Source organism: Harryflintia acetispora (assembly GCA_004340125.1).
GTDB classification, from domain to species: Bacteria; Bacillota; Clostridia; order Oscillospirales; family Ruminococcaceae; genus Harryflintia; species Harryflintia acetispora.
This window is the reverse complement of the sequence record SLUK01000005.1, coordinates 25,359-41,971: the sequence shown is the minus strand read 5'-3', so window position 1 is coordinate 41,971 and position 16,613 is coordinate 25,359. Positions and strand designations below refer to the sequence as shown.

Here is a 16,613-nt window from a genome sequence, read left to right as displayed (position 1 = left end):
TCCCTTTTCGGGGAAAATAAACCCCGAAAGGATGATAAGATGAAAGCGATTGTTTATAAGGGAATCCGCAATGTGGCGCTTCAGACGGTGGAGGACCCGAAGCTGGAGCGGGCGGACGACATCATCGTGCGGGTGACCTCCACGGCCATCTGCGGATCGGACCTGCATCTCATCCACGGGCGGGTCAGGGGGATGTACGACGGATATGTCCTCGGCCACGAGACGATGGGGATCGTGGAGGAGGCGGGCAAAGAGGTGACCCGCGTCAAGAAAGGGGACCGGGTGATCGTCCCCTTCCCGGTCTCCTGCGGGCACTGCGCCTTCTGCGAGGCGGGCGAATACAGCCAGTGCGACAACTCCAACCCAAACGGTGAGGCCGGCGGGCTGCTCGGCTACAGCGAATCCTTCGGGGATTATGCAGGCGGGCAGGCGCAGTACCTGCGCGTCCCCTACGCGAATGTGGGCCCGGTCAAGGTGCCGGAGGAGCTGGATGACGAACAGGTGCTCTTCCTGACTGATATCCTGCCGACCTCCCGCTGGGGAGCCGAGATCGGCGGGGTGAAAAAGGGCGACACGGTGGTGGTCCTCGGCTGCGGGCCGGTCGGGCTGCTGACCATCAAATGGGCCCTCTTTCTTGGAGCCGGCCGGGTGCTGGCGGTGGACAACGTGGGCTACCGCCTGGCGCACGCCGCCGGCTACGGGGCCGAGACGCTCAACTTCGAGGACTACGACAACACCGGCCTGGAGCTCAAGGAGCTCACCCATGGCGGCGCGGACGTGGTGATCGACTGCGTGGGGATGGACGGCAAGATGAGCGCCATGGAAAAGATGGAATCGGTGCTCAAGCTTCAGGCCGGCTCCAAGTCGGCCGTCGAGATCGCCTGTGAAGCGGTGCGAAAATGCGGAACCGTGGCGATGGTCGGCGTCTACGGCGGGCGGTATAACGCCTTTCCGCTGGGCAACTTCTTCTCCCGGAATGTTGCCCTGCGCATGGGGCAATGTCCGGCGCAGCGATATATTGAGCCAATTTTGGAGCTGATCCGACAGGGCCGCTTCGACGCCACCGACATCATTACGCACCGCCTTCGGCTCGAAGAGGGGGAGCACGGCTACCAGGTCTTTGACAAAAAGGAGGAAAACTGCATCAAGGTGGTGCTCAAGCCGTGACGGAATCAATCTGGAGCAAGACGGAACAATTGCCTCCGTTCCCGCCGCTGCAAGGCGCGCTGTCGGTGGACGCCGCCGTCATCGGGGGCGGCATGGCGGGCGTGCTCATCGCCCACTTCTTAAAGGCCGCGGGGCTGAATGTCGTCGTGCTGGAGGCGGGACGCTTGGGAAGCGGTCAGACGAAAAACACCACCGCCAAAATCACAGCCCAGCACGGACTCATCTACCACCGGCTGGTCGAGCAGTTCGGAGAGGAGAAATCCCGGCAGTACGCCGAAGCCAACCAGAGGGCAATCGCGGAGTATCGACGCCTCATTGAGGAAGGGAAGATCGACTGCGATTTCACCGAGGCGCCGGCCTATCTCTACTCCACCGGCGGGAGCGAGCAGCTGGAAAAAGAATACGAGGCGGCAAAAGCGGCGGGCATTGGGGCGGAGCTGCTTTTTGGCACCGAGCTGCCCTTTCCGGTATCGGCGGCACTGCGTTTTGATGACCAGGCGCATTTTCATCCGCTGAAGTTCCTGCGCGCCCTCGCCGGGGGGCTGAACATCTGCGAGCAGACCACGGTACGCTCGGTGGAGGGCAACGAAATCGTTGCCGACCGCGGGACGGTGACGGCTCAATTTATCATCTTTGCCTGCCACTATCCCTTTGTCAATGCGCCCGGATACTACTTTATGCGCATGCATCAGGAGCGCAGTTATGTGCTGGCGCTGGAGAACGCCGCCAAGCTGGAAGGCATGTATTATGGGGTCGATGCCGACGGGTTGTCCTTCCGCCCGCAGGGGGACTTGCTGCTGCTCGGCGGGGGCAACCACCGCACCGGTGAAAACTCGGCGGGCGGGCAGTACCAGAAGCTGCGTGAGGCGGCAATGCGCTATTGGCCCGAAAGCCGCGAGGTTGCCCATTGGAGCGCGCAGGACTGCATGACGCTTGACGGTGTACCCTATATCGGGCAGTTTTCGCTCCCAACCCCAAACTGGTTTGTGGCAACCGGCTTTGAAAAATGGGGAATGACCTCCTCGATGGTCGCGGCCTTAACGCTGCGCGACCTGATCACCAAGGAAGAATGCCCCTGGGCCGAGGTGTTTTCACCCCTGCGCTTTACGCCGTCCGCCAGTGCGAAAACGCTTATGCAGGAGACCGCCCAGGCGACAAAGGGTTTGGTGCGAAAATTTCTTGTTCCGCCCCGGGCGGACATCGAAGCGCTGCCAAACGGCCACGGGGGCGTGGTGGAATACGACGGCGAAAAGGTCGGCGTCTATAAGGACGAAAACGGGGAGGCGTTTATCGTCTCGGTGCGCTGTCCGCACCTGGGCTGCCAGTTGGAGTGGAATCCAGATGAGAAGAGCTGGGATTGCCCCTGCCACGGCTCCCGCTTTGATTACCGGGGCAACCTGATCGACAACCCCGCCCAGCAGGATTTGGAGCACGCCTAACTTGGGAAATATAAAAGCACCCCCGTCTGGGGGTGCTTTTTTTATACCCGCTCTTTGGAAGAATCTAAAAGGACGGGCTTACTTTTCTTCTTCCTCCCGCTGACAGCCGCCCGGACAACCTGAGCAGCCGGAGCAACAGGAGTTACCCCCACAGCCGGAGCATCCGCCTCTCTGCTTCCTGCGGCGCATGCTCAAAAAAATGATTGCCAGCACCGCCGCCAGCAGCAAGAGGATGACAAGGTCAGCCATTGACATTCGTATCCCTCCTATCGCGGTCAACCGATCAGCAGCCGGCCCACCTGGAAAATCACCATCGCCACCAGATAGGCGGCGCCCGTCTGGTAGAGTGCGGTCAGCAGCGCGCTGCGCCAGCTCCCGAGCTCCCGCTTGGTGGCGGCGAAAGCGGCGACGCAGGGCATGTAGAGCACCGTGAAAGCCAGAAAGGAAAAGGCGCTCAAGGGGGTGAAAATGCCGCTGAGGATGGCGCCGAGCTCCCCGTCGCTGGCGGCGCCGGTAAGCACGGTGAGGGTGCTGACCACCGACTCCTTGGCGGTGAGCCCGGTGATCAGCGCGGTCGAGGCGCGCCAGTCGTTGAAGCCCAGCGGAATGAAGGCCGGTGCGATGGCCGAACCGACAAAGGCCAAAATACTCTTGGTGGAGTCCTCGACCATGTTGAGCGTGAAGTCGAAGCTCTGCAAAAACCAGATCACGATGGCCGCCACGAAGATCACGGTGAAGGCCTTGCGGATGAAGTCCTTGGCCTTCTCCCACATGTGCAGCATAACGCTGCGCGGGGAGGGCATGCGGTAGGCGGGCAGCTCCATCACGAAGGGGACGGGGTTGCCCTTAAAGATGGTGTTCTTGAGCAGCAGTCCCGACAGGATCCCCACCACGATCCCCAGGGTGTAGACCGAGATCATCACCAGCGCGGCGCTGTGCGGGAAGAAGGCTGCGGTGATCATCGCGTAGATGGGCAGCTTGGCGCTGCAGGACATGAACGGGGTGAGCACGATGGTCATCTTGCGGTCCCGCTCGCTTGCGAGGGTGCGCGTGGCCATAATGGCGGGCACCGAGCAGCCGAAGCCGATGAGCATCGGCACGAACGAGCGCCCGGACAGCCCGATCTTGCGCAGCAGCTTATCCATCACGAAGGCGACGCGCGCCATGTAGCCGCTGTCCTCGAGCAGCGAGAGGAAGAAGAAGAGCAGCACGATGATCGGCAGAAAGGAGAGCACGCTGCCCACCCCCGCGCAGACCCCGTCGATGAGCAGCGAATGCAGCCAGGGGCTGACCCCCACCGAGAGCAGCAGGGAAGAGAAGGAGTCGGTGAAGAGGCTGATCCCATCCTCGAGCAACCCCTGCAGCGGCGCGCCGAAGACGCTGAAGGTCAGCCAGAAGATGACGAACATGATCCCCAAAAAGATGGGGATGCCGAAATACTTGTGGGTGAGCACCCGGTCGATCTTCTCGGAGCGGATCTGCTCGCGGGTCTCCTGGTGCTTGTGCACACAGTCGGCGCAAAGCGATTCGATGTAGCTGTAGCGCATGTCCGCGAGCGCCGCCTCCCGGTCGGTGCCCAGCGCCTCCTCCATCATCTCGACGATGTGCTCGATGACGTGCAAATCCCCCTCGTCCACCTGCAGCGCCTGGCGCATGGGCTCGTCCCCCTCGACGAGCTTGGTCGCCGCGAAGCGCACCGGATATCCGGCCGCCCCCGCATGGTCCTCGATGATATGGGCGATGGAGTGGATCGCCTTATGTACCTCGCCGGTGCAGAAGTCATACTTCTTGGGCGGGCTCTGCTCGCGCACCGTTTTGATCACCGCTTCCAGCAGGTCGCTGATCCCCTCGTTCTTCCCGGCCGAGATGGGCACCACCGGGATCCCCAGGTGCTCGGAGAGCTTTTTCACATTGATCGAGTTGCCGCTCGCGCGCACCTCGTCCATCATGTTCAGCGCGATCACCATCGGGATCTCAAGCTCCATGAGCTGCAGCGAGAGGTAGAGGTTGCGCTCGAGGTTGGTCGCGTCCACGATGTTGATGATCGCGCTGGGGCCTTCCTTTAAGAGGAAATCCCGCGTCACCACCTCCTCCGAGGTGTAAGGGGAGAGGGAATAAATCCCCGGCAGATCCACGAGGGTCATATCCTTGTGCTTCTGGATCGGGCCTTCCTTCTTTTCCACCGTCACGCCGGGGAAGTTCCCCACATGCTGGTTCGAGCCGGTCAGACAGTTGAAGAGGGTGGTCTTGCCGCAGTTCTGGTTTCCGGCCAGCGCCAACAGACAGCTCATACCGCCGCGCCCTCCTTAAGGGTGATCTTGGCCGCATCCTCCTGCCGGATGGTGAGCACATACCCGCGCAGGAACAGCTCGACCGGGTCCCCCATCGGCGCGACCTTTCGCACCTGCACCTTGGTCCCCGGGGTCAGCCCCATATCCAGCAGCCGGCGGCGCAGCGCCCCTTCTCCGCCGATGGCGGCGATCACGCCGCCGCTGCCCGGCTTGATGGCATCCAGCGTCATCAGTGATTCCTCCCCTTGCTTATCACAAACAAAATTGTTAGCCTACGCTTACATTTTAATCTGTCGGCCCCGGCTTGTCAAATGATTTATTTGAAGCGACAAAATTTTCGTGATATACTATAGAGAAGGGCGGGGCTCCCCCCCGCGTAATCGGTAATTTTGCCAAGCCGGGCGGAAGGCTTCACAGCCCGGTCCGGCGGGCCGCTTCGGAGCGCCAATCCCCGGGAAAGGAATGGTCGTATAACCATGGGCAAGCTGACCGTCTCCAAACAGGATTATCTGGAAACCATCCTCGACCTCTCCAGCCGGGGAGAATCGGTGCGCTCGGTGGACATTGCGCAGGCCTTCGGGTATTCGCGGGCGAGCGTGAGCCGGGCGATCAAGCAGCTGCGCGAGGACGGCTTTTTGCAGCAGGAGCCCTACGGCAGGATCACCCTGACCGAGGCGGGGCTGCGCGAGGCGCGCCTGGTGCGCCAGCGCCACGACCTGCTCAAATACTATCTTGTCGCGATCCTCGGGGTGGACGAAGAGACCGCCGAGCAGGATGCCTGCCGGATGGAGCACGTCGTCAGCCAGACGACCCTGCGCCGGATGGAAGAATACTCCGCGCGTACGCTGGACGGCGCGCGCACGGGGACAATTAAGGATAAAGAATAGGCCCCCTCCTGTGGGCAAGAGGGCGGAAAGGACGTGTATATGCTAGAGCTGCGAAATGTTTCAATCGACGTGGAGGACCACAAGGCCATCCTCAAAAACGTTGATCTGACCATCGAAGACGGAAAATTCGTGGTGATCACCGGGCCGAACGGGGGCGGGAAATCCACCCTGGCCAAGGTGATCGCCGGGATCATGACCCCCTCGAAGGGGCAGATTCTCCTCGACGGGGAGGACATCACCGCCCTGTCGGTGACCGAGCGGGCCAGGCGGGGAATCACCTTCGCCTTCCAGCAGCCGGTGCGCTTCAAGGGGCTGACGGTGCGCGACCTGCTGGTTTTGGCGGCGGGCGAGGGCACGGGGGAACCCGGGCTGCGCGCACTGCTGCGCGACGTGGGGCTCTGCCCGAAGGATTATATCGAGCGGGAGATCAACGCCAGCCTCTCGGGGGGCGAGATCAAGCGGATCGAGATCGCCATGGCCCTGGCGCGCAAAACGCGGATCACCCTCTTCGACGAGCCGGAGGCGGGGATCGATCTGTGGAGCTTCGGCAACCTCATCGAGGTGTTCGGCCGCCTGCGCGGACGGCGGGAGGGCACGGTGATCATCATCTCCCACCAGGAGCGGATTTTGGACATTGCGGACGAGCTGGTGGTGCTCGCCGGGGGCGAGCTCAGGGCGAAGGGGGCCAAGGAGGACATCCTGCCCGAGCTGCTGCAGGAGGGGGCATGCTCCTTCTGCCCCGAAGGGGCGCGAAAGGGGAGGGACTGCTGATGAACGCCATCACCGAAAAGCTGCTGGGGCTGATCTCGGATTTTACCGGCTCCTTCAAGGGCGCTTACAACATCCGGGAGGATGGGAGCTGCGCCGGGCGGCAGTCCAGCGAGAATATCGTCATCACCCCGAAAACCGATAAGCCGGGGATCGACATCCACGTCGCGCCGGGCACGGCGGAGGAGACGGTCTATATCCCTGCCTGCGTGACCCATTCGGATGTGGAGGACCTGGTCTATAACGATTTTTATATCGGCGAGGGGGCCGACGTCACCATCGTCGCCGGGTGCGGCGTGCACGCCGACGGCGAGGAGGCCGCCACCCACAACGGGATCCACAGCTTCATGATCGGGAAGGGAGCGAAGGTGCGCTATCTGGAGCGCCATATCGGGATCGGGGAAGGGACCGGCAAGCGGATCATCAACCCGGTGACCGAGGCGCATCTGGGGGAGGACAGCTATATGGAGATGGACACCACCCAGATCGAGGGGGTGGATTCCACCGACCGGCGCACCAGCGCGACGCTCGCGGCGCGGGCGCATCTCGTCATCCGCGAGAAGCTGATGACCCATGGGAGCCAGGCTGCCGCCACCGATTTTGTGGTAAACCTGAGCGGGGAGGACTGTTCGGCCGACGTGGTTTCGCGCTCGGTGGCGAAGGGCACCTCGCGCCAGGTCTTCCGTTCCCAGCTGAGCGGCAATACCCGCTGCAGCGGGCATTCGGAGTGCGATGCCATCATCATGGACCGCGCCTCGGTCAGCGCGATCCCCGAGCTGACCGCCAACCACCTGGACGCGGCGCTGATCCACGAGGCGGCCATCGGCAAGATCGCCGGGGAGCAGCTGATCAAGCTGATGACCCTGGGGCTGAGCGAGCAGGAGGCCGAGCGCAAGATCATCGAGGGCTTCTTAAAATAGGTTTTCCCGCGTCCTGGCGGGGGCGCGCGTATGGTGCAGGCCGCTGGATGGACCAGCGGCCTGCGCTTTTCTGTTGGGCGGCCCTTGCAGGGAGGGCGGCAATGCGGTATGATAGCGGTAACAGTTGGCAAACTAAGGGTATTGCCGATTTTGGAGCTATAGGAGACGAACTATGAGATATACCCATCGCATGGAGCAAATATCGATCCCCGAGACCGCGCACGCCCTGCGCGAGACGCCGCAGAAGGCGATGAATTTTGCGGAGGGGAAGTACCGCGAAAAAATCCTTTCGGTCTGCCGGGAGCTTGAGAGCAGGGAGGCCAAGGTGCTGCTGCTGACCGGCCCCTCCTCCTCGGGGAAGACCACCACCGCCAAGATGATCGCCGCCGAGCTCAAAAACCGGGGCAGCCGGGTCAACCGCATTTCCCTGGACAATTTCTATAAATCCCTGGATGAGCTGCCGCTCTGGGAGGATGGCTCGCGCAACTGCGAGAGCGTCGAGGGGCTGGATATCGCCTGCTTCGCCGAATGCATGGAGCAGCTGTTGCGCGAGGGACGCGCCGGCTTCCCGATCTATGACTTTTCGGTCAAACGGCGGCTGGATACCCGCAAGGAGCTGCTCTACGACGAGCACACCTATGTCGTCGTGGAGGGGATCCACGCGCTCAACCCGCTGATTTCGGGCGCGCTGCACGGGCGGCCCTGCCTGCAGGTCTACATCAGCGTGCACAGCGATTTTCTCGACGGGGCGGGCAACGTGCGCCTCGCCGCGCGGGATTTGCGCCTGATGCGCCGGATCGTGCGGGACTTCCACTTCAGGGCCACCCCGGTGATGGAGACGCTGCGCATGTGGGACTATGTGCTCAAAGGGGAGGAGCTGTACATCCATCCCTTCCGGGAGCGGGCCGACCTGCACATCAACTCCACCCATTTTTACGAACCCTTCCTTTACCGCGAAAAGCTGCTGGAGATTCTGGACGGCGCGCAGGGAGATTCCCCCTGGAACGCCACGGTGAGGCGGCTGATCAAGGACGAGGAAACCTTCTTTCCGATCGACAGCCGGCTGGTGCCGCGCTACTCCCTGATCCGGGAATTTATCGGACAGGAATAAAACGCAAAACCCGATCATCAAGAGGTTTGAAAGGAAATTTTAGCACTCTTAACACTAGAGTGCTAAAATTAAAGGTTTATTCATAAATAGTATGATTTTTCTTAAAAATCCTTTCGTACAATAAGGACGTAAACAGAAAAGAGAGCGGCTCCCCAAAAGAGGGCCCGCGCCGCGAATGTTTACGCAAACCATTCACCAACACAAACCAATTGATTGAAGGAGGTTTTTTGTATGTTCGATTTAATGCCTTTCGCCCGCAGAGAGAAAAACCTTTTTGATGCGCTTTCCACCGCCCTTAACGACGACTTTTGGGGGAGCGCGGGGCGCACGCTGAGCCAGTGCAAGACCGACGTGCTCGACAGGGGCGACCATTTCCTGGTCCAGGCCGAGCTGCCGGGCTTTAAGAAAGAGGACATCAGCATAGACATTAACGGCGATTACCTCACCCTGCGTGCGCAGCACAGCGAGGAGAAGAAGGAGGAGAAGGACAACTACGTCTGCCGCGAGCGCAGCTACGGCGGCTTCTCCCGGAGCTTCGACGTGTCGGGGGTCAAGGTCGACGAGATCACAGCGAGCTATGAAAACGGCGTGCTGGAGCTCAAGATGCCCAAGCGCGGCGAGGCGAAACCCGATACCCGCAAAATCGAAATCCGGTAATCAAAATGCGAGCCCCCGGTTTTTCCGGGGGCTTTTACATATTCCCCGTCCCTGGAGGAAAAATGAGGATAAAGGGCTTGACAAAAGCGGCACTCATCATAAAAATCCGATTGGACTGCCCTTGGGAGGAACCGTTTATGAAACATTTGATCTTGATCACCTCGCCCCCGGCCAGCGGAAAGACCTTCATCGCCAAAAAGCTGGCCGAGGCGCTGGGGGAATGCGTCTATCTGGATAAGGACAGCGTGATCGTGCTCTCCAGGCGGATTTTTGAGGTGGCGGGGGAGCCGTTCGACCGCAGCTCGGATTTTTTTGAGCGCAATGTGCGGGACTATGAATACGAGGCGATCATGGCGATCGCCCTCGAAGCGCTGGACTACAGCTCCCATGTGCTGGTCAACGCCCCCTTTAACCGCGAGCTGCGGGATGAGGAGTACCTGCGCCGGCTGCGCGAAACCTTGGCCGGGAAGAGGGCGAAGCTGACGGTGGTCTGGGTGCATACCGACATCGAGGTCTGCCACCAGCGCATGATAGCGCGGGGCTCCGAGCGGGACACCTGGAAGCTGCGGAACTGGGAGGAATACGTCGCCAGCCGCAGCTTCGAGCCGCCCGCGCTCGAGGGGCTGCGGATCATTGACAACTCCACCGACAACTCCTACCGCGCGGGGCTTCAAACGCTGCTGGAGGAGCTGGAATAACGGATGGAAAAACCTGCCCGGCCGCATGCAGCGGCCGGGCAGGGCCTTTATACGAAATCCAGAAAAGTCAGCGGATTGCCGTGTGCGCGCACCAGGCGGGCGAGGTCCCCCATTTTCAAAAACACCGTCGCGGTGTTCTGCAGCGGGTGGACTCCGATCAGGTCCTTATCCCCGTAGCTGCGGTCGAAGACGGCCCGCACCTGCCGTTCTTCGTCGTTGAGGATCCCCAGCGGGGTGACCGCGCCCTTGGAGAGGCCCAGGACCCGCGAGAGGGTCTCCTCGCCGGCGAAGCTCAGCTTGCGGCTCCCGAGGTCTTGCTGCAGCCGGCGCAGGTTGGCGCGCCGCTCGCCGCGCAGGGTCACGAGATAGAAGTTTTGTTTTTTATCGTCCTGCAGGAACAGGTTTTTGGCGATCGCTTCGCTGTGAGGCAGGCGCAGCGCCGCCATCTCCTCGATGGTGTACACCGCCGGGTGCGGCAGGCATTCGTATTCAATCCCTAGCGCCTCGAGCGCCGACAGGGCTTTGGCATGTACCGGGTCCCCGGGATCAGTCGTCGTCATCGTCATCACCGTCGTCGTCCCAATCGTCGTATTCGGCATGGTGGGTGCTGCTGTGCGAGCCGTGCCCGCTCAGGGCGGGCAGCGCAGCCAGCGCGCGCTCGGCCGCGTCCTGCCGCTCGCCGATGAAGTCGTCCTCCCGTTCGAGCAGGGCATATTCCTTTAAAAAGTCCTCGCGGCTGGTGGCGCCGCTGCGATAGCCGTCCTCCAGCGCATCCTTGCGGCCATCGAGTTCGTCGTCCTGCCGCTCGAGCTCATCGAGCAGCGAGAGCAGCCCCTCCCGGTCCTGCGGCAGGGTGAAGGAGAAATAGGGCGCAAAGGGGCCGATCTGCGCTTCCAGCGCATCCTTGCGCGCGTCGAGCGCGTCCTCCTGCCGCTCATATTCGGCCAGCTTCTGCTGGAATTCGCTGTCGCCGAGCTTACCGGTGCGCAGTGCCGCTTCGAGGTTTTCGATGTCGATCTCCAGCGCTTCCTCCTGCGCCTTGACGCTGTAGTACTGTGCAAGCAGCTCCTCGCCGCTCGCTTGGACAGAGGACGTGCCCTCCTGCTGGGAGGAGGAAACCTCCGCCTGTGAGGCGGCGCTCTCCTGCGGGATGACATCCTCCTGCGGGGCGGCATCCTCGCTGGGCAGCGAACTGCTGCTCACCTGGGCGCGCCTGGGCGCTATTTCATCCGAGATCGGCTGGCTCTTGACGGCGTTCTGCCTGGCGCAGGCAGAAAACAGCAGGCAGCAGGCCAGAAACAGGGCGGGGAAACGGTAACGGGAATACATGGTCATACTCCTTTAAAAATAGGTTTATTTATACTATAATACCACAGGCAGATGAAAATCAAATTAAATTTGTAAAACTTGGCGCTTACCTGTACAATAATGGTGTCTTCATCTTGCTTTAATCTGTTTGCGATAAAGTATTCATAACGTCAATCAAGGAGGGGAGAGCCATGCGGATATTGGCCGTGGAGGACGAGCGCGACCTGCTCGATGTGACCGCCAAGCGCCTCGAAGCGCAGGGCTACAGCGTGGACCGCTGCACCGACGGGCAGGAGGCGCTGGACTATGCCGAGAGCGCGCAGTACGATTTGATCCTGCTGGACATCATGCTGCCCAAGATGGACGGGCTGAGCGTCCTGCGCCGGCTGCGGGGGCAGGGGAACCGCACGCCGGTGCTGCTGCTCACGGCGCGGGACAGCATAGAGGACCGGGTGCAGGGCCTGGACGGCGGGGCGGACGATTACCTGACCAAGCCCTTTGCGTTCGAGGAGCTCCTGGCGCGGGTGCGGGTGCTGCTGCGCAGGGGCACGGGCGAGGCTGCAAACGAACTCGCGCTCGGGGACCTTTGCATGGACCTTGCCGCTCACCGGGTCACCCGCGCGGGGAAGGAGATCAAGCTCTCGGCCAAGGAATACGCGATCCTGGAATACATGCTGCTCAACCGCGGGGTGGTGCTCTCCCGCGAGCGGATCGAGGAGCATGTCTGGAACTACGACTTTGAGGGCGGCAGCAACGTGGTGGACGTCTACATGCGCTATCTGCGCCGCAAGCTCGACGACCCGTTTGAAAAGAAGCTGATCCATACGGTGCGCGGCAGCGGCTATGTTATCCGGGAGGAAGTATGAAGAAGCTGTCGATCAAGGCCAAGGTTACCCTGTGGTACACCGCGCTGGTCTTTCTGCTGATTGTGGTGCTCCTGGGGGATTTGTTCTATTTCTCCAGCCGGGTGCTCTACGAGCGCGCGGGGGAGTCCCTCTCCCGGGTGGTGGAGGCCGCCGCCGGGCAGGTTCATTTTGAGCGCGGCGAGCTCGATGAGCGCGAGATCGGGTTTTACGCCGACGGGGTCTCGGTCTTTCTCTATGACGACCAGGGCCGGCGGCTGGCGCCCCGTTCGGGCAGCGGGCCGAAGGTCAACGCCCTGCTCGAGGACGGGGTGCTCAAATCCTCCCAGGACGGCGGCGAGCGCTGGCTCGTTTATGATCGTTATACCCAGATTGACGGGGTCAGCCTCTGGATCCGCGGGGTCACGCCGGACACCGGCTTTTCAGGCCCTCTGGGCACCATGCTGCTTCTGGCGCTGATCGCCAGCCCCTTCCTGCTGCTGATCGCGGCGGGCGGCGGGTACCTGATCACCAAGCGCGCCTTCCTGCCCATCGAGCATATGATCGGCACGGTGCGCTCGATCAGCGGGGGGAACGACCTCAGCCGCCGGATCGGCGGCAGCGGCGCGAAGGACGAGATTGCAAGGCTCGGGGGAACCTTCGATGAGATGTTCGACCGCCTGCAGACCTCGTTCGAGGACGAGAAGCGCTTCACCTCGGACGCCTCGCATGAGCTGCGCACCCCGGCGGCGATCATCCTTTCCCAGTGCGAATACGCGCTGGAGGACGAAAAGAGCGCGTCCGAGCTGCGCGAGAGCGTGCGGGTGATCCTGCGCCAGGCCAAACGGATGAACTCGCTGATCGCGAGGCTCCTGCTGCTGGCGCGCGCGGACAACGGGCGGCTGCAGCCCGAGTTCGAGGAGGTGGACCTCGGCGAGCTGTGCGCCGTCGTCTGCGAGGAGTTGGAGCCCTCGGCCAAGCAGGAGGGATTGACCCTTCATCAGGAAATCGAGGGGCAGGTGGCGCTCACCGCCGACCAGACCCTGCTCATGCGGCTGGTCACCAACCTGCTGAGCAACGCCATCCGCTACAACCGCCCGGGCGGCAGCGTGACGCTCTGCCTTCGCACCGAGGGGGAGAATGCATTGCTGAGCGTCCGTGACACCGGGATCGGGATCGCGCCCGAGCACCTGCCCAAAATTTTCGGCCGCTTCTACCGCGCCGACGCGGCGCGCACCGCCGAGCGGGGCGGCACCGGGCTGGGACTGTCGATCGTGCGCTCGATCGCGCAGGTGCACGGCGGCTCCGTCGAGGCGCAGAGCACGCTTGGCGAAGGGAGCGACTTCACCGTCACCCTGCCGCTGCGCCGGGAGGAGAATCCCGGGGTGTGCGAGCCGGATTGAACGAGCCGTGTCTCAATATTTTTTACAAAATCAAGAAAATGATGAAAAAGTGAAAATTTTTAATTTTACTTTAATCATGGCCCTGTATTCTATAATCACAGAGAACGATACACCCTGAGGTGTCAAGCCTGAAAGCGAGGCTTTCAGGCCTGGAAAGGAGTATATATCATGATGAAGGGTAAAAAATTATTGACAAGCGCTGTGGCGTTGGCTCTCCTGCTCGGTACTTTTTCAGTCCACAGCTTTGCGGCGGGCTTCACCGCCGCCCAGGCGCGGGAGCTCGCCAAAAAACAGGTTCCGAGCGGCTGCACCTATCTGAAGACCGAGCTCGACGACGGCTATTACGAGGTGGAATACTACCTCGAGTCCAAGAGCGAGAAACACGAGGTGAAGATCAGCACGGCCTCCCAGAAGATCGTCTCCTACAAGACCGACCGCGACGGGAAGGGCAGCGCCCAGGTTTCACTGAGCAAGGCGCAGGCCAAGAAGCTGGTTACCGATGAAATTTCGGGAGCCGAGATCGTCGATACCCTGCTCGAGAGCGACGATGGGCTCAAGGAGTACAAGATCCGCTTTAAGACCGACTCCCTCTACGGCAGCTATGAAATCAACCCCAACAGCGGCGCGATCCTCGAGCGGGAGATCAAGATCGGCACGGCCCCGGCCAGCTGGACCGGCTCCGTCTCCAGCTCCTCGGGCAGCTCGTCGTCCTCCAGCGGGCCGATCAGCAGCGCCAAGGCGCGCGAGCTTGCTTTGAAGGTTGTCCCGGGCGCTACCATCACCGACTTTGACCTCGACGACGGCGTTTACGAGATCGAGCTGTACAAAGACGGGTACGAGTACGATGTCGAGTTCTCGGCCGCCACCGGCAAACAGCTTTCCTACAGCCGCGACCGGGACGACGACTATTGGGACGACCGGTATAATGACGATTGGGACGATGACTGGTACGATCACCATGATTGGGACGGCCACGATTACCACGGCGGCCACACCTGGGAGCAAAGCCATCACAACGGCCACTACTACGACGACTGATCATAACCTGGTTTGCCTGCGCCCGCCGCTTATGCGGCGGGCGCATTGACATTCCCGGGAGCACGGGCTAAAATAAACGGTGATGATAAGACGTTTTTGCAGTTCCCGGGAAAGGAAGAAAAAATATGAAGCTGATGATCGCTTCCGACATCCACGGCTCCCGCCCCTGCTGCGAGGCGCTGCTGGGACGCTATGAAAAGGAGCGCGCCGGGCGGCTTATGCTGCTGGGCGATTTGCTCTATCACGGGCCGCGCAACGACCTGCCCGAGGGGTACGACCCGAAGGGGGTCATCCGGCTGCTGAATGACCGCAGGCAGGAGCTGTTTTGCGTGCGGGGCAATTGCGACGCCGAGGTGGACCAGATGGTGCTGCAGTTCCCCATCCTGGCGGACTACGCGCTGCTCTGGCTCGAGGGGCGCACCGTGTTCGCCACCCACGGGCATATTTACAATGAGCAGAACCTCCCGCCCCTCAAGGAGGGGGACGTCCTGCTGCACGGGCACACCCACGTGCTCGCCGCGCGGGAGATGGGCGGTCATATCTACCTCAATCCGGGGTCGGTCTCCCTGCCCAAGGAGGGCAATCCCCGCAGCTATATGACTTATGAAGACGGCGTGTTCACCATCAAGGACCTGGAGGGTGGGGAGCTTTGCTCCCTGTCCATCCGCTAAAGGAGGCGCGCAGTATGCGGCTGGTCACCAGTGCACAGATGAAGCAGATCGAACGAAACGCCGTCCTTGCGGGGCTGTCCTATTCCGAAATGATGGAGAACGCGGGCCGCGTGGCCTTCGGGGCGCTCTCGGCGTACCACGACTTTGAAGGGGAGACGGCGCTGGTCTTCGCGGGAAAGGGGAATAACGGCGGCGACGGCCTGGTGCTCGCCCGGATGCTCTGGAGGGCGGGCGCGAAGGTCACGGTGCTGCTCTGCGACGGGGAGCCTCAGACCAAGGAGGCGACGGCCAATTTAAGCCTGCTCCCGAGGACGGTGGCGGTACTGAACCTGGCGTATGAGACGCAGGCGCTGGAGGGGCTGTCAAAGCCGGACTTTGTGGTGGACGCCCTCTACGGGACCGGGTTCCATCCGCCCTTTGAGATGCGCGACCGCCAGGCGGCGCAGTGGATGAACTGCTGCGGCGCGCCCGTCTATGCTTTGGACCTGCCCAGCGGCGTGGACGCCGACATGGCAAGAGCCGACTGCGATGCGGTGCGCGCCCGCTGCACCTTCGCCTTCGACAGCCTCAAATACGCCCATTGCCGCGAGCCCGCGAAGGGATACTGCGGCGAGGTGCACTGCCTGAATATCTGGATTCCGGAGGAGTGCCACCGGGGGCTCTATTGGGAAATAGAAGAACAGTAAAAGGCTTGCTCCTCCCACCCGGGAGGAGCAAGCCTTTTTTATTTTAATTATTTTTCGATTTCGATTAAGCTGCTCCCGGCGCGGCGCAGCCCGGCGGTCGCCTCCTGGAGCGCCTCGAGGGTCATCTCCTCGCCGCGCTTCATCACTTCCTCGGCCTTTGCCGCCGCCATGCTGAGAGCCTCGAAGCTCGCTTTCTCGAACGCCGCGGCGTCGAGGCCGCGAGCCACCTGCACCAGCTTATACAGGACGTCGTAGGCGCTCATCAGCACATGCTCGCGCTCGAGCTCCGAGAAGAGGTCGAGCAGCTTCCAGGAACGGTTGTGCTCGGTCACCACGGCCTTGCGCGCGATGGAGCCGACCTGCCGCTTTTGCAGGGAGGCCAGCAGGGCGTTCAGTCTCTCCTGGGAGAACCCCTTCATGATGATCGCCTCACCCTCGGGGGCCGGGCCGCTGTAAAGCGGCTCCTGCTTTTCATAGCCCGCCATCCCGGCGGCGAAGCCCAGCGTCTGGTTGAGGTGCTCGACGGGGATCTGCCGGTAGGGCGCGCCCAGCTCCCCGAGCGCCTCCAGGACCTTTTGGCCCTTTTCGGTGGTTTCACCCAGACCGTAGAGCAGGACCAGCTCGTCGTTTTGAATTCTCGCTTTCATATTGTGTGGCTTTTCGCCGCGCCTCCCGTCCGTCGTTTCTGATAGGGTGGCCCAAAGCGGCCGCCCCCAATCATCATGCT

Annotated in this window: 19 protein-coding genes; 13 read left to right on the top strand and 6 right to left on the bottom strand. The window is 61.8% G+C overall.

The features are described 5' to 3' along the window. Window positions 1-39 precede the first annotated feature (39 nt). The gene (locus EDD78_RS06835) at window positions 40-1,167 is read left to right on the top strand and encodes a zinc-dependent alcohol dehydrogenase (RefSeq protein ID WP_079699625.1); all 1,128 of its coding nucleotides are present in this window, start codon (window positions 40-42) and stop codon (window positions 1,165-1,167) included. Then, window positions 1,164-2,606: an FAD-dependent oxidoreductase gene (locus tag EDD78_RS06830; RefSeq protein WP_286170778.1), complete on the top strand. Its 1,443-nt coding sequence runs from the start codon at window positions 1,164-1,166 to the stop codon at window positions 2,604-2,606. Before EDD78_RS06835 ends, EDD78_RS06830 begins: the two co-directional genes overlap by 4 nt. 78 nt (window positions 2,607-2,684) lie before the next feature. Here EDD78_RS06830 and EDD78_RS06825 read toward each other — a convergent pair whose 3' ends face one another. Genes EDD78_RS06825 through EDD78_RS06815 form a run of 3 tightly spaced genes read right to left on the bottom strand, consistent with a single transcriptional unit; the run spans window position 2,685 to window position 5,130 of the window. Further along, window positions 2,685-2,861 (bottom strand): FeoB-associated Cys-rich membrane protein, encoded by a 177-nt coding sequence (locus EDD78_RS06825; protein WP_132084427.1) that lies wholly within the window; start codon window positions 2,859-2,861, stop codon window positions 2,685-2,687. 20 nt (window positions 2,862-2,881) lie between these two features. Next, window positions 2,882-4,897 carry a ferrous iron transport protein B gene (gene feoB / locus EDD78_RS06820; protein ID WP_132084426.1) on the bottom strand — a complete coding sequence of 672 codons (2,016 nt, stop codon included), beginning with the start codon at window positions 4,895-4,897 and terminating at the stop codon, window positions 2,882-2,884. Continuing rightward, a complete protein-coding gene (locus tag EDD78_RS06815; protein WP_200806054.1) occupies window positions 4,894-5,130 on the bottom strand; it encodes a FeoA family protein in 237 nt (78 codons plus the stop codon). Before EDD78_RS06815 ends, feoB begins: the two co-directional genes overlap by 4 nt. Before the next feature lie 243 nt (window positions 5,131-5,373). Between EDD78_RS06815 and EDD78_RS06810 the strand changes: the two genes are divergently transcribed. The 6 genes from EDD78_RS06810 to EDD78_RS06785 all read left to right on the top strand — a co-directional run bounded on the left by EDD78_RS06810 (window position 5,374) and on the right by EDD78_RS06785 (window position 9,938). After that, on the top strand, window positions 5,374-5,784 hold the full coding sequence (locus tag EDD78_RS06810) for a metal-dependent transcriptional regulator (protein WP_079699621.1): 411 nt from the start codon (window positions 5,374-5,376) through the stop codon (window positions 5,782-5,784). A gap of 39 nt (window positions 5,785-5,823) precedes the next feature. After that, entirely contained in the window at window positions 5,824-6,555 is a 732-nt protein-coding gene (locus tag EDD78_RS06805; RefSeq protein ID WP_132084425.1) for an ABC transporter ATP-binding protein, read from the top strand. Then, the gene (locus EDD78_RS06800; protein ID WP_132084424.1) at window positions 6,555-7,472 is read left to right on the top strand and encodes a SufB/SufD family protein; all 918 of its coding nucleotides are present in this window, start codon (window positions 6,555-6,557) and stop codon (window positions 7,470-7,472) included. The genes EDD78_RS06805 and EDD78_RS06800 overlap by 1 nt, the downstream gene beginning before the upstream one ends. A 172-nt stretch (window positions 7,473-7,644) precedes the next feature. Further along, window positions 7,645-8,583, top strand: coding sequence for a uridine kinase family protein (locus tag EDD78_RS06795; protein ID WP_132084423.1), 939 nt, complete (start codon window positions 7,645-7,647; stop codon window positions 8,581-8,583). 231 nt (window positions 8,584-8,814) lie between these two features. After that, the gene (locus EDD78_RS06790) at window positions 8,815-9,240 is read left to right on the top strand and encodes an Hsp20/alpha crystallin family protein (protein WP_079699617.1); all 426 of its coding nucleotides are present in this window, start codon (window positions 8,815-8,817) and stop codon (window positions 9,238-9,240) included. Between the two features lie 137 nt (window positions 9,241-9,377). Further along, window positions 9,378-9,938: a P-loop nucleotide/nucleoside kinase family protein gene (locus EDD78_RS06785; RefSeq protein WP_132084422.1), complete on the top strand. Its 561-nt coding sequence runs from the start codon at window positions 9,378-9,380 to the stop codon at window positions 9,936-9,938. A gap of 47 nt (window positions 9,939-9,985) precedes the next feature. Here EDD78_RS06785 and EDD78_RS06780 read toward each other — a convergent pair whose 3' ends face one another. Both EDD78_RS06780 and EDD78_RS06775 read right to left on the bottom strand, forming a co-directional pair. Further along, window positions 9,986-10,504, bottom strand: coding sequence for a prolyl-tRNA synthetase associated domain-containing protein (locus EDD78_RS06780; RefSeq protein WP_286170777.1), 519 nt, complete (start codon window positions 10,502-10,504; stop codon window positions 9,986-9,988). Beyond that, on the bottom strand, window positions 10,485-11,267 hold the full coding sequence (locus EDD78_RS06775; RefSeq protein ID WP_165873135.1) for a hypothetical protein: 783 nt from the start codon (window positions 11,265-11,267) through the stop codon (window positions 10,485-10,487). The genes EDD78_RS06780 and EDD78_RS06775 overlap by 20 nt, the downstream gene beginning before the upstream one ends. Window positions 11,268-11,437: 170 nt before the next feature. On the opposite strand from EDD78_RS06775, the gene EDD78_RS06770 reads away from it, so the two are divergent. The 5 genes from EDD78_RS06770 (at window position 11,438) to EDD78_RS06750 (ending at window position 15,886) form a co-directional block, all read left to right on the top strand. After that, on the top strand, window positions 11,438-12,112 hold the full coding sequence (locus tag EDD78_RS06770) for a response regulator transcription factor (protein WP_132084420.1): 675 nt from the start codon (window positions 11,438-11,440) through the stop codon (window positions 12,110-12,112). Next, a complete protein-coding gene (locus EDD78_RS06765) occupies window positions 12,109-13,491 on the top strand; it encodes a sensor histidine kinase (RefSeq protein WP_132084419.1) in 1,383 nt (460 codons plus the stop codon). The genes EDD78_RS06770 and EDD78_RS06765 overlap by 4 nt, the downstream gene beginning before the upstream one ends. A 168-nt stretch (window positions 13,492-13,659) precedes the next feature. Next, window positions 13,660-14,529 carry a PepSY domain-containing protein gene (locus tag EDD78_RS06760; protein ID WP_132084418.1) on the top strand — a complete coding sequence of 290 codons (870 nt, stop codon included), beginning with the start codon at window positions 13,660-13,662 and terminating at the stop codon, window positions 14,527-14,529. 125 nt (window positions 14,530-14,654) lie between these two features. Next, complete coding sequence (gene yfcE, locus EDD78_RS06755; RefSeq protein ID WP_132084417.1) at window positions 14,655-15,200, top strand: phosphodiesterase; 546 nt, start codon at window positions 14,655-14,657, stop codon at window positions 15,198-15,200. A gap of 14 nt (window positions 15,201-15,214) precedes the next feature. Continuing rightward, the gene (locus EDD78_RS06750; RefSeq protein ID WP_132084416.1) at window positions 15,215-15,886 is read left to right on the top strand and encodes an NAD(P)H-hydrate epimerase; all 672 of its coding nucleotides are present in this window, start codon (window positions 15,215-15,217) and stop codon (window positions 15,884-15,886) included. Window positions 15,887-15,933: 47 nt separating this feature from the next. On the opposite strand, the gene EDD78_RS06745 is transcribed toward EDD78_RS06750, so the two are convergent. Beyond that, window positions 15,934-16,533 carry a DUF3783 domain-containing protein gene (locus EDD78_RS06745; protein WP_132084415.1) on the bottom strand — a complete coding sequence of 200 codons (600 nt, stop codon included), beginning with the start codon at window positions 16,531-16,533 and terminating at the stop codon, window positions 15,934-15,936. Between the last annotated feature and the right edge of the window lie 80 nt (window positions 16,534-16,613).